The organism is Reichenbachiella carrageenanivorans (assembly GCF_025639805.1).
Taxonomy (GTDB): domain Bacteria; phylum Bacteroidota; class Bacteroidia; order Cytophagales; family Cyclobacteriaceae; genus Reichenbachiella; species Reichenbachiella carrageenanivorans.
This window is the reverse complement of sequence record NZ_CP106735.1, coordinates 3,603,588-3,615,817: the sequence shown is the minus strand read 5'-3', so window position 1 is coordinate 3,615,817 and position 12,230 is coordinate 3,603,588. Positions and strand designations below refer to the sequence as shown.

Annotated in this window: 11 protein-coding genes; 6 read left to right on the top strand and 5 right to left on the bottom strand. The window is 41.5% G+C overall.

Annotation, left to right across the window (positions count from 1 at the left end):
* Window position 1: 1 nt before the first annotated feature.
* From N7E81_RS14590 to N7E81_RS14580, 3 genes are all read right to left on the bottom strand, one after another.
* Window positions 2-1,867 carry a DNA topoisomerase IV subunit B gene (locus N7E81_RS14590; protein WP_263050331.1) on the bottom strand — a complete coding sequence of 622 codons (1,866 nt, stop codon included), beginning with the start codon at window positions 1,865-1,867 and terminating at the stop codon, window positions 2-4.
* A gap of 197 nt (window positions 1,868-2,064) precedes the next feature.
* A complete protein-coding gene (locus tag N7E81_RS14585) occupies window positions 2,065-2,529 on the bottom strand; it encodes a hypothetical protein (RefSeq protein WP_263050330.1) in 465 nt (154 codons plus the stop codon).
* A gap of 102 nt (window positions 2,530-2,631) precedes the next feature.
* On the bottom strand, window positions 2,632-3,465 hold the full coding sequence (locus tag N7E81_RS14580; protein ID WP_263050329.1) for a DUF4197 domain-containing protein: 834 nt from the start codon (window positions 3,463-3,465) through the stop codon (window positions 2,632-2,634).
* A gap of 129 nt (window positions 3,466-3,594) precedes the next feature.
* Between N7E81_RS14580 and N7E81_RS14575 the strand changes: the two genes are divergently transcribed.
* The 5 genes from N7E81_RS14575 to mltB all read left to right on the top strand — a co-directional run bounded on the left by N7E81_RS14575 (window position 3,595) and on the right by mltB (window position 7,448).
* Window positions 3,595-4,092 carry a mechanosensitive ion channel family protein gene (locus N7E81_RS14575; RefSeq protein ID WP_263050328.1) on the top strand — a complete coding sequence of 166 codons (498 nt, stop codon included), beginning with the start codon at window positions 3,595-3,597 and terminating at the stop codon, window positions 4,090-4,092.
* Window positions 4,093-4,120: 28 nt separating this feature from the next.
* A complete protein-coding gene (locus N7E81_RS14570) occupies window positions 4,121-4,951 on the top strand; it encodes a mechanosensitive ion channel family protein (RefSeq protein ID WP_263050327.1) in 831 nt (276 codons plus the stop codon).
* Entirely contained in the window at window positions 4,948-5,700 is a 753-nt protein-coding gene (locus N7E81_RS14565) for a glucose 1-dehydrogenase (protein ID WP_263050326.1), read from the top strand. Before N7E81_RS14570 ends, N7E81_RS14565 begins: the two co-directional genes overlap by 4 nt.
* 37 nt (window positions 5,701-5,737) lie before the next feature.
* Window positions 5,738-6,199, top strand: coding sequence for a heme-binding domain-containing protein (locus N7E81_RS14560; RefSeq protein ID WP_263050325.1), 462 nt, complete (start codon window positions 5,738-5,740; stop codon window positions 6,197-6,199).
* A gap of 238 nt (window positions 6,200-6,437) precedes the next feature.
* Window positions 6,438-7,448 (top strand): lytic murein transglycosylase B, encoded by a 1,011-nt coding sequence (gene mltB, locus N7E81_RS14555; RefSeq protein WP_263050324.1) that lies wholly within the window; start codon window positions 6,438-6,440, stop codon window positions 7,446-7,448.
* Here mltB and N7E81_RS14550 read toward each other — a convergent pair whose 3' ends face one another.
* Complete coding sequence (locus tag N7E81_RS14550) at window positions 7,449-9,146, bottom strand: polysaccharide lyase 6 family protein (RefSeq protein ID WP_263050323.1); 1,698 nt, start codon at window positions 9,144-9,146, stop codon at window positions 7,449-7,451.
* A 211-nt stretch (window positions 9,147-9,357) separates the two neighbouring features.
* Here N7E81_RS14550 and floA point away from each other — a divergent pair, with 211 nt between their 5' ends.
* The gene (floA, locus tag N7E81_RS14545) at window positions 9,358-10,269 is read left to right on the top strand and encodes a flotillin-like protein FloA (protein ID WP_263050322.1); all 912 of its coding nucleotides are present in this window, start codon (window positions 9,358-9,360) and stop codon (window positions 10,267-10,269) included.
* A 41-nt stretch (window positions 10,270-10,310) separates the two neighbouring features.
* Here floA and N7E81_RS14540 read toward each other — a convergent pair whose 3' ends face one another.
* Window positions 10,311-12,158: an FG-GAP-like repeat-containing protein gene (locus N7E81_RS14540; RefSeq protein WP_263050321.1), complete on the bottom strand. Its 1,848-nt coding sequence runs from the start codon at window positions 12,156-12,158 to the stop codon at window positions 10,311-10,313.
* Between the last annotated feature and the right edge of the window lie 72 nt (window positions 12,159-12,230).

Here is a 12,230-nt window from a genome sequence, read left to right as displayed (position 1 = left end):
GTTAAACTAATTCTTCCTCCACTAGATCTTTTTCTACTCTCAACTTGTCGATAATAAAATTCTGTCTATCAGGTGTATTTTTACCCATATAGAATTTCAACAAATCTTCGATTTTGGTATCCTTCTTTAATATGACTGGCTCTAGCCGAATATCTTCTCCAATAAACTCCCCAAATTCTTCTGGAGATATCTCACCCAATCCTTTAAATCGAGTGATTTCGGGCTTGTTGCCCAACTTGGCTATGGCACGCTGACGCTCTTCGTCGCTATAGCAGTAGATCGTTTCTTTCTTATTTCTAACCCTAAACAGAGGCGTTTCGAGAATGAATACATGCCCACTTTTGACTAACTCAGGAAAAAACTGCAAAAAGTAAGTCAGTAGTAGCAATCGAATGTGCATGCCATCCACATCTGCGTCGGTAGCGATGACGATTTTACGATAACGCAAACCTTCGATACCATCTTCTATATTAAGCGCATGCTGCAAGAGGTTAAACTCCTCATTTTCATACACTACTTTTTTGGTATGGCCAAAGCAGTTGAACGGCTTACCTCTCAAGCTAAACACTGCCTGCGTTTGTACATCTCTGGATTTGGTAATCGATCCACTGGCAGAGTCTCCCTCTGTAATGAAGAGCATAGTCGCTGATCGCTTGTCTTCATCCTGCTTCTTGTCGTCGAAGTGCAGACGACAATCTCTCAATTTCTTGTTGTGTAAGTTGGCTTTTTTAGCCCTGTCGTTGGCTAATTTTTTGATGCCGGCAATTTCCTTTCGTTCGCGCTCTGATTGGAGGATACGCTTGAGTAGCGCATCGGCTACATCAGGGTTTTTATGCAAATGATCATCGAGTGCTTTTCGGATATAATCCAACACAAAGCTTCTCATGGTAGGGCCATCGTGCGCTACATTAATCGACCCTAGCTTGGTTTTGGTCTGTGATTCAAATACAGGTTCTTGTACTCGTACGGCAATCGCCCCTACGATACTAGCTCGTATATCTGCCGCGTCATAGTCTTTCTTATAAAAATCCCGAATGGTTTTGACTACTGCTTCTCTGAAAGCGGACAAGTGTGTACCGCCTTGTGTGGTATACTGCCCATTCACAAAGGAGTAGTACTCCTCTCCATACTGGTTGGTATGAGTCATGGCAATTTCGATGTCTTCTCCTTTTAGATGAATAATTGGGTATCGAATATTGTCCATATTAGACTTTCGAGTCAATAGGTCTAAAAGACCATTTTCGCTGTGGTATTTCTGACCGTTAAAATTGATGGTCAGCCCTGCGTTTAGAAAAGCGTAATTCCAGATTTGGTTATCCAAATACTCTGGAATGAAATGGTAGTTTTTGAATACCGTATTGTCTGGCTCGAAGGTGATCAACGTGCCGTTTCGATCACTTGTTTTGGTAATGGGTGCATCGTTGGTTAGTTGCCCCGTGTTGAATTCAGCCATTTTAGTTTCTCCTTCGCGGAAGGATTGTACTTTGAAATAAGTAGACAGGGCGTTGACCGCCTTGGTACCTACTCCATTCAGACCTACAGATTTTTGAAAAGCGGATGAATCATACTTCCCTCCTGTATTGATCTTGGATACACAATCTACCACTTTGCCTAATGGAATACCACGGCCGAAATCACGTACTTCTACTCGATGATCGCCTACTTTGACATGTATCGTTTTGCCATGTCCCATGACGTGCTCATCGATACAGTTGTCTATTACTTCTTTGACCAAGACATAGATGCCATCGTCTACAGCAGATCCATCCCCTAGTTTCCCGATATACATACCAGGTCTTAGGCGAATGTGCTCACGCCAATCCAACGATTTTATACTGTCTTCATTATATTCTACACTAGCAGCCATACGTCTCCTATTCCTAAAGGTGATTAATCAAAAACAAAAAATGGGGGTTTTTCACTTTCCAAAATTGAAGGTGAATATAGAACATTTGGAATAAAAAAATCAAACCAGAATCTCCTGAGATCAGCCCAAAAACAGTTTCAATATTTGACCGATTATTTAATTCGATCAAGGTAAGTATTTGATAAACAGTTGGTTTTTTATCGCTTAGAAATTTGCAAATAAATAAACCAAAAAATCCAGCCAGCCAAAAGTACAGGCCCGATGTAAATCAGCGCCGCATAATTGGCAATGTCGAAATGCTCTGAATTGTGATACATGCCCACAAACATGATAGAGAAGATATAAATCACGTTGATGACGAACGACAACCCATTGAGCCAATGGTAGACAATCTCTGGCGCAGACATTTCATCAAAACTGGTTTTGCTCAAGTTGAGCGAGCCGCGATTCATACGCCTATACAATAAAATGGCGCCGTTGGTAAGGACAAACAAACCCAATGCAGCATAAAAAAAATCCGTACGACCTATCATGATCGATGCCTTTCCACTACCATCGAAAAAGATGCCGAATTGCTCTGGAAGAAATGCATATACATACAAGAGCATGGCAAGAAAAATGAATATCGATAGTGTGTACAGGAGTTTGGTAATCTTGATCATATTTTTCGCGTCAGTTTTGTGCTGCAAATGTATATAATGTACTTCGGATTCAAAGGGCTAATTCTGTCTCCTGCCTGTAAGCCATTTGAAACTAAAAAGCACTTACTTCCCTTGCGCTTCGTCGCTTGAGAATACCTTTTGAATGATGTCGCTAGCATACCCGAAGGGATCCTTTCTGATTTTCTTCTCTTCCTCCCCTACTAGATAAAACAGCCCATCCACGGCTTTGGTGGTGGCATATTCGTCGAGCGACTCAGGCAAGTCTAAGTTTTTGCCAATGTAGTCATTGACCTTTACTTCTATGGGGATTAAACCACTCACTTTATACTCCCAATTCAAAAAGCTCACTACCCCAGCATAGATATCTGTAGCGGCTGTTTCGCCTAGTGCGGTTTTGATATCTGGTTGAAAAGCCGTGATCAGTGCTGCACTAGTAGTTGATTTAAAATAGTCGGTAGCGGCAGTCTCATCGCCTTGTAGGATATTGAGTGCATCTGTGAAGCTCATGTTTTTGATGGCGCTCACGAAGATGGGCTTGGCTTTGGAAGCTGCTTGCTCTGCGCCTCGATTCATCGCTGTGACTAGTTCGTCAAAAGGATCATTGTCAATCTTGGGATTGGTCTTCACATAGGCATCCAAGATGGTTTGGTAGGATACGGAGGTAACCGCAAGGTTGATACTCCCTGTTTCAATCTCCGCCTGTAATTTTTTCACTTCTTCTGGCAATAGCACTTTGATCAATTCATTTTTGAGATACCCATCTACGGCCGAGCCAGAAGTCACAGCACTATCTATACCAGTGTCTAGGGCTTCTTTGAGTCCAGCTACGATGTCGTCATTAGACAGGTCTTGATTGAGGGCGTCCTCCAATTCATCACAGGATATAAAAACAAAGGAAAGTGATACTACTGCTGCTATTAATGTTAATCTCATCATAATTATATTTTTCTCTATACTACAATCAAAAATAGGTCGATTTTGTTGTACAATGGCCCATTATAAATAAAATTTAAATTCTAACTTCGGCCTATCATTCACTCAAAAAAGTAGAAGAAGTAAAACGTAATGCAAGAAAAGTTAATCATCCAAAGTCTCCTCTCTGTAGGCATCCTCATTGTTTATTCTGTAGCTAAATTTCTCACCAGACGCTATACCGAAAAGTTTGCCACAAGCCGAAAATTCAAAAAAGGAAGAGCGGCAGATACAGCCAAAATCATCAATAGTACCTTTTTGGTGGCCTGTCTGATTATCTTAGGCTTTATTTGGAACATTACCTTTGAGGGTATTGCCATATACTTTGCATCATTTTTTACAGTAGCAGGTATTGCTTTATTTGCCAGTTGGTCTATCCTGAGCAACATCACAGCAAGTGCCGTTTTGTTTTTCAGTTTTCCTCATCGTATCGGATCTAAGATCCGAATCATCGATGGCGACAATACAGTCGAAGGTACCATATTGGATATGACCTTGTTTTCGCTACAGCTAGAAGTAGAAAAGAAAAAGGTGGTTTTCTATCCTAATAATCTTGCATTGCAAAAGCCAATTATGGAAATTATGGATTAATCCATAAACCAACTACTACTTAAACGATATGAAAGAGTTTCTTCAATTTAAACTTTTACACTTTGGCGACATCAACATCATGGTTTATCATGTGCTGTCATTGATTGGTGTAATAGTGATTGCCAAACTGGTTTTACTCTTGGTTCGCCGTTTTTTCAAACGACAAATCAAGTTCAATAAGTTTGATGAAGGTCGGGCGTGGGCTGTTTATCAAATCGTAAAGTATATCGTGATCGTAGCAGCCATAGCCGCTGGTTTAGAATTGATCGGCGTCAAGCTCACCTTGCTACTGGCTGGTTCGGCGGCTCTATTGGTTGGGTTTGGGCTTGGGGTACAGCAGCAGTTCAATGACCTAGTTTCTGGCTTAGTGCTGTTATTTGAAGGCACTGTCTCCATTGGAGATATTGTGGAGCTAGAAGGCTTAGTTGGGAAAATCACAGAAATCAATATCCGTACGTCCGAAGTGGTGACTAGGGATGGTATCATTATCATCGTGCCCAACTCCAAACTAGTAAGCGACAAAGTCATCAATTGGTCGCACAACCGCCAATCGACTCGGTTCAAAGTAAATGTGGGCGTAGCCTATGGTACTGATGTGCGCAAGGCGACCAAGCTCATCGAAGATGTGGCTGCTAGGCATCCAGAAGTAGCTAAAAAACCCAAACCATTTGCTAGATTCATTGACTTCGGAAATTCATCTTTGGATTTAGAAATTAGATTTTGGTGTAAAAACATGTGGGAGATCGAATCCATTAAGAGTGACATTAGGTTTGATATTTACGATGCCTTTCACAATCATGGGATAGAAATCCCCTTTCCCCAAACAGATATTCACATTAAATCAAATCATACCCAATGAGCAAATTTTCACTCAAAAACAAAGTAGCCATCGTAACAGGTGCCAGTAAAGGTATCGGTGAAGCCATGGCCAGTATCTATGCCGCAGCTGGTGCCAAAGTGGTGGTATCTAGCCGCAAGCAAGAAGCTGTAGACGAAGTAGCAGACAAAATAAACGAAGCAGGCTTTGAAGCCATTGGTGTCGCTTGCAACACGGGAGACATGGAGCAAATCGGTCATCTTGTAGATCAAACCCTCGAAGCTTATGGCCAAGTGGATATTGTAGTCAATAATGCCGCCACCAACCCTGTCTTTGGGCCTGTGATCAATACAGACCTAGATGCCTTTGATAAAATCATGGATGTGAACGTGAAGGGACCGTTTGAACTGGTAAAGTTGTGCGCACCACATATGAAGGCTGGCGGGTCTATCATCAATATCAGCAGTGTGGGGGGTATTTCTCCCGAGGCTCAATTAGGCATCTATAGTGTGAGTAAAGCTGCGCTCATCTCCCTAACCAAAGTGCTAGCCAAAGAACTAGGACCACAAGGCATTCGTGCCAATGTAATCTGCCCAGGCTTGATCAAAACAAAGTTTAGCGAAGCACTGTGGGCCAATGACGAATTGACCAAAAAATTCATCAAACACCTGCCCTTGGGTCGTATTGGGGAGTCTGACGAGATCTCTGGTTTGGCTCTATTTCTTGCCTCAGAGGCTTCTTCATATTGCACAGGAGGCGTTTATACAGCCGATGGTGGGTTTACTATCTAATTTTTTTATCTTCGAATAGAAATAACAAGCATTTCACATGACTATAAAAACTAAAATTATAATAGGTCTTTTGACAGTATTGGTCTTCATCCAATTTTTCGGGTTCGATAATGAAATTCCAGCTTATGAAGCGAAAAATGATTTTATCACAATGATGAATCCTCCTGCAGAAATCGCTCAGATCATAAAAACCTCGTGCTACGACTGTCATTCTTATGAAACCAAATACCCCTGGTATGCTAGCGTGGCTCCTGTTTCTTGGTGGATTGGCGATCATATCGAAGATGGTAGAAAACACTTTAACCTCTCGACATGGGGCACTTATACTGAAAAGAAAGCCCTTCACAAGCTAGAGGAATTTTACGAAGAAGTAGAAAAAGGCGAAATGCCGTTGAGTTCCTACACCATTCTACATGGCGATGCCAGTCTTTCTCCAGAGCAAGTTTCTCAATTGGTGACTTGGGTCAAAAGTCTACCAGGAGTAGAAGCAGAGCATTAAATAGATAAAAAAATCAATTTAAAACCTCTAAGATTGTCACAGCTTTAGAGGTTTTTTTATGCTTAAAAATTCCAGTCATTAAAGAAAATAGGGTCGGATAGCAATAGTGTAGCTCTTTGGCTGAATTGTGAATTCAATACCCTCCTCTTTTTTATTGCAAATAAAGCATAAGTGTGTCAGTACTTTGTTGTTGTCTGTTAAATGGTGAAATTCACCACAGATCATTCCGTTTACATTTATGAACACTACCCATACCCTCTCGGCCAAAAGCATCTCTATACTCTTCATGCTTTATTTGGGATGGTTTATTCCACCTGTGAGCTATGCCCAAGTGGATCAATCAGCTGTAGATGATTTTGTGAGAATCTCAGCTTATCAGCAAAAGCGACCACTGAAAGACATTGCTTATATTATCGATCAAGCTGAATTTCAGCCTGTGATTATAGAAAAGATGTCGCGACCAGCAGAAAAGACCATGACATGGGAGCGTTATCGAAATATTTTCATGACTTCTGAGCGAATCCATGCAGGAGTAGTTTTTTGGAAAGAAAATGAGCAGGCGCTCAATCGAGTGAGTGAAGAAACTGGCGTGGCTATAGAAACCATCCTTGGGGTCATAGGTGTAGAGACCTATTTTGGAGCACGCATGGGAACGTACCGTGTGTTAGATGCCTTATATACTTTGGCATTTGGATATCCAAAGCGATCGTCTTTTTTCAAAAAAGAATTGGGTAAATATCTGGAACTATGCAAAAAAGAAGGACTTGATCCTTTGGTTGTCAAAGGGTCGTACGCTGGTGCTATAGGTTATGGCCAATTTATGCCGAGCAGCTATCTAGCCTATGCCAAAAGCTACGACAGTGACTCAGGAGCTGACCTGATCAATCAGGTAGAAGATGGTATAGCCAGCGTGGCCAATTACCTGAAAGTGCATCGGTGGAACAAAGGTGAACTGGTAGCCATGCCCGCTAACAAAAGCGAGCACGCTGAAACGCTTTCCAAACAAAGTGTAAAACCCGCTAACACGATAATATTTTATACCCAAAAGGGATATGAACCCGCAGAGCCAGTGAGTCCTTCTAAATTGGTTTCGCTTCAAGTGATGGACATGGAAGACGGCAGTCAAGAGTATTGGGTTACCTTCAAGAATTTTTATGTAATCACCCGGTACAACCATAGTCCACTCTACGCTTTGGCTGTGTTTCAGTTGGGCGAAGCCATCAAGGAAGCACGCAAGACGGATGGGTAATCATCTCTTTTCTGAAATTAGAACTTTGGCATTGTAGCGAATCACTCCCTGTTGATTCTCCAGTGAGATGATATGGATTCCACCAAAATCTAACGGAAGGCTGAAATCTGTCTTGGCAATGTTTTCAGCTATTAATCGCCTGCCTTGCAAATCGTGAATAATCAATCTGACAGGAAGGTCGGTTGTTTCTAACCCATGAATCACCAGCCGACCATTGCTGTATGTGATATTTATTTTATCATCTATTTTATGTACTGTTAGTAATGGTGGCGTACCCGAATGGCTCCAATCAAAGCCTACATCTTCTTGTGACAATGGAAAATTGGTGATTTCAGAATCGGCTACTTCATCACAGCCAATGTCTGGGTTTTCATCTCTTGCCTGACCGTCAATATCCAAATCCAAATAGCTAACTGCACGTGCTTCTGCATCTGTAATGGCACTGGAACTATTCGCTCGCCAGTGTCCGTCAGTCAACTCCAACCCTGGATCTTCATTGACAATTCCGGCATCACTGATTCCAACATTTCCAGTTATATAATTTGATTCGTAGGTCATATTCACAGGAGTATCGGTATAGGTAATAGCCTTACTACCCGTCGTACGGATAGCAATATTATTGGCAATGACACAATCCAACGGAGCCAATGTTTTCTCACTATCACTTCCCTCTCCTATTGCAAAAGGTTCTTCGCAGTCAACCAGGGTATTATTAAGCACTTCCGCATTCTTAACTTGAAAGTAACTATTGAGTGCTGCATCAGGGACACCATTCATCATACTTATCGCTGCTCTATACCCTGTTCCGCTCAAATCCTGAAAGTAGTTGTTGTAGACCTTATGCCTTTCGCCAATGATACGTACACCTCCAGAAGATTTATTTTTTCCTCCAAAAAAGAAATTACCATAAACCTCACAATCATTGCCATGTCGTATAGTCAATGTACCATCGTTGTTTCTAAAGGTGTTATACCTGTAGATATTAAATCCAGATTTATTCGAAATGATTTCAATTTCACCATCGCATGCTTCAAAGAGGTTGTACTCCACTATCGTACGGGATTCTGTCATGCTATTGGTGCTGGTGCCCACTCGAATGGTCTCGCCTCCATTTCTACCTAAGCTAGGAATATTAGCAAAATAATTATGATCTATCCTGTGATGATTAGCTTGCCCAGTCAGCCATACCACGAGTAAGGCTCCTTCGTTATTTTTTCCATCAAAATGACAATGGTCTACTCTATTATTGCTACCATACATAGACACCCATTTGTAATCAATAGCATCTGTGGCAGGATTATAGTTTAGAATTCTAGAATTGGTGAGTCTACAATTTTGCGCCAGCTCGTCACTGCTTTTTCTGAATTCAACAATGGCATCTCCTGATGTGCTTCCTTTTTGAAAATCCAAGTCACGAACAACCAAATGCTCACCGTAAATCTTTAACCTTGACGACCCAGATAATATCACCTCACCAGGTGTCTGAGCTGTGAGCACAATAGGATTGTCGGAGGTTCCAGTGGCATAAAAATTCAGTACGACATCGGACCAAGTCCCATTTGTCAAAAAAATGGTATCGCCAGCATTTGCACCTTCTACCGCTGCATCAAACCCTTGAAGGGTACTCACCAATACATTTTGGGCAAAGGCGTATGAGAAACTGACTAGAAAAAGAAGTGTAAAAACAGAACGTACCATGTGCTTTTTTTATTCTAATTTAACGTTTATACAAATTCGGCACACCATCAATGTACACATTTGTCATTTGCGCCTCTCCTTCTACCTGCTATTTGTCATGTTATATAGAAAGAGACATAAGCTCTCACAAGTTACATAATATAAGAGCCATGTTATAGTACAGTAGCAGAGGAATAGGCGTACCTTCCGCGGTACATATTTGATACTATACATGATCCTTTCCATTCTTCTATTCGCTGGACTTACCCTTGTAGGAATTTCCTTAATCCTTTATCTCATTCCTGTCAATTTATGGATCACAGCTGCGTTTTCAGGCGTTCATATCAATCTGTTGGATTTGGCAATGATGAGATTTCGTCGTGTGCCGCCAGGGTTGATTGTCAACATGATGATTTTGGCTTCCAAAGCTGGTATCATGGATGTAACAACCCAACAAATGGAAACCCACCACCTGGCAAATGGCAAATTATTGTCAGTCATCAAAGCCTTAATCGTAGCAGGAAAAGCCAATCTGGAAATGTCATTTAAACAAGCCGCCGCCATAGATTTGGCAGGTAGAAATGTGCTGGAGGCGGTTCACATCTCAGTGACTCCTTATATGATTATTGTTCCGGCTATTACTGGTTTGTCTCGTGATGGCATCCAGCTGATTGCTGAAGCACGCGTAACGGTTCGAACGAACATCAAACAATTGGTAGGCGGTGCAGGAGAAGAAACCATCAAAGCACGTGTAGGTCAGGGTATTATTTCCAAAATCGGTGCGGCAAAAACATACTTGGAGGTTTTAGAAAAACCAGAAGCCATTTCAAAATTAGTTCTATCCAAAGGTCTGGACGCTGGCACTGCGTTCGAAATTCTCTCTATCGATATAGCAGATATCAATATTGGTAAAAACATTGGCGCTAAATTGCAAATCGATCAAGCCATGGCGGATTTGAATATTGCTAAGGCGAAAGCAGAAGAGCGACGAGCACAAGCTGTCGCCCTAGAGCAAGAAATGACTGCCCTGGTTCAAGAAGCCAAAGCCAAACTAATAGAGGCAGAAACACTCATTCCTGCGGCTCTGTCTTATTCGTTTAGAGCTGGCAATCTGATGCAAGGCTATATGAAAAAAGGCAAATAGCTTGATTCGCTAAATGCCTTCTTTATTTTCAATTACAAGGTCTAATCCTGTTTCCTTATTTTTTGTTTAAAAACAGTTGTCCCATTGGTATCAGTGAGATGAAGAATATACGCGCCCGTTTGCAGCAAAGAAAGATCTAATGAGTTGCCTTGTATGTTAATAAGCAATTGTTGTCCACTCAAGTCGTAGAGTTTCATATTATGCCAACTTCCCCCTCCATCGATGGTCAAAACATCACGAGTCGGATTTGGGTATGCCATCATATGCGATGACTTTAAACCCGCCTCCATAACTACCCCTTCGATAGTTAGTACACCATCTACCAATACCAATTCGTAATTGCTGGACAGCCCACCAGACAAACGAATGGTATACGTACCTGGGTCACTTGTTGTAGTAACGGTAGTACTTGTTTTAGGTGCTTCTTGCAAATCATCGACATCTTCGTCATTCACAAATCCATCGTAGGAGATGCCAAGCTCGGGTATGGCATCTCCTAAGTCGATGGACTCATTATTTGCTGTTGCGGTTAAAATCGCTTTTTTCACTAAAATCAACTGATCTTTTTGGCTGGGGTTATACGTTTCGGTTCCTGCGTGAAAGGCGCGCACACTCACCTCACCAGCACCATGAATACTAATGGAGCGATCATTTAAGGTAGCAGCTCCGCTGATCAATTTATATTTCACTTCAAGATCTGCGCTAGATTCAGCTAGTATTTCGAAATCAGTATCTCCGTAGGTTTTCTCTTCAATAGGATTGAACGTGATGGTATGAGGTGCTCTGATTTCATTGATGTACAATTCTGTAAGGTTCTCATATTTACCATCTACTAGCTGAACGCCTCCTATCAATACGTCTGGATCAAAATCATTGTCATAATCACCCCAAATGGCATACCCAAGTGCACCTGGCAGAGGCATATACATGTCGCTAAATATGCCCTCCTCGTTTCTTAATATTTTAGTAATGAATGTAAATGTTGCTCCATTCTTACCTGATACTAGTAAATCAAGATCTCCGTCCGTATCGTAATCCTCCCAGTCTAAGAAACCCCACGCACACTTATGATCGTCGGTATTGCCTCCAAAATCAAATCCAATGTCTTTAAAGTCGCCCTCATCATTTTTATAGATCGTAGTAACATCCTTATCCTTTCGGTTGATCCCCATGATAGCCAAGTCTAAATCCCCATCTGCATCATAATCTCCCCATTTGACATGACTATCAAATACGCCATGAATATTAGGGTATACAACTGAAAATACGCCATCGTCATTTTTTAAAATGACAGAAATCCAGTTTTCTAAAGCTTCATCGCTTTCTCCTGTGGTCGACACAAATAAATCTTCGTCTCCATCATTGTCATAATCCCCCCAATCTATTGAGGCTCCCATATGACGACGTGTCAGCTGTAGCGGTATATCTACTTCGGCAAATACCCCTTGATCGTTGTTGTATATTTTTATGACATCATTTTCTTCTGTATTTGTAGGAGGGCCAATCAGAGCGATATCCAAATCCCCATCGTGATCATAATCACCCCATAGCCCCCATCCTGCTACTCCTGTGAGTTCAGCATGATGGTTTACAAATACCCCATTATCGTTTCGGTAGATATAGCTAATATTTATGTCTTGCTGATTAGGAAAAACGCCAATTGTAGCCCCTCCAGTAATCAGCAAGTCCAAATCGTTGTCCATATCAAAATCTCCCCACATAACATAGCCATCATCTGAAATGCCTTGTAGTTCAGCTTCTATATCTTCAAACGAACCGTTGTTGTTTCTATATATTTTGGCATAGCTAGAACCGTTACCTCCGATTACTGCCAAGTCTAGATCTCCATCATTGTCATAGTCACCCCAATCGGCTTTGGTACCTGCCATATCTTGAATGATAGTACTAGCCGCTTCATCTCTAACAAACTGAGCATAGCCTCTATTTGAGCCCAGACATAA

Bases quoted from the DNA above. Each gene is read 5' to 3' on its own strand.
- N7E81_RS14575 (WP_263050328.1), top strand. From the start codon at position 3,595: ATGCAAGAAAAGTTAATCATCCAAAGTCTCCTCTCTGTAGGCATCCTC.
- N7E81_RS14565 (WP_263050326.1), top strand. From the start codon at position 4,948: ATGAGCAAATTTTCACTCAAAAACAAAGTAGCCATCGTAACAGGTGCC.
- floA (WP_263050322.1), top strand. From the start codon at position 9,358: ATGATCCTTTCCATTCTTCTATTCGCTGGACTTACCCTTGTAGGAATT.
- N7E81_RS14570 (WP_263050327.1), top strand. From the start codon at position 4,121: ATGAAAGAGTTTCTTCAATTTAAACTTTTACACTTTGGCGACATCAAC.
- N7E81_RS14590 (WP_263050331.1), bottom strand. From the start codon at position 1,867: ATGGCTGCTAGTGTAGAATATAATGAAGACAGTATAAAATCGTTGGAT.
- N7E81_RS14585 (WP_263050330.1), bottom strand. From the start codon at position 2,529: ATGATCAAGATTACCAAACTCCTGTACACACTATCGATATTCATTTTT.
- mltB (WP_263050324.1), top strand. From the start codon at position 6,438: ATGAACACTACCCATACCCTCTCGGCCAAAAGCATCTCTATACTCTTC.
- N7E81_RS14550 (WP_263050323.1), bottom strand. From the start codon at position 9,146: ATGGTACGTTCTGTTTTTACACTTCTTTTTCTAGTCAGTTTCTCATAC.
- N7E81_RS14580 (WP_263050329.1), bottom strand. From the start codon at position 3,465: ATGATGAGATTAACATTAATAGCAGCAGTAGTATCACTTTCCTTTGTT.
- N7E81_RS14540 (WP_263050321.1), bottom strand. From the start codon at position 12,158: ATGGCAGGTACCAAAGCCGATTGGGGTGACTATGACAATGATGGAGAT.
- N7E81_RS14560 (WP_263050325.1), top strand. From the start codon at position 5,738: ATGACTATAAAAACTAAAATTATAATAGGTCTTTTGACAGTATTGGTC.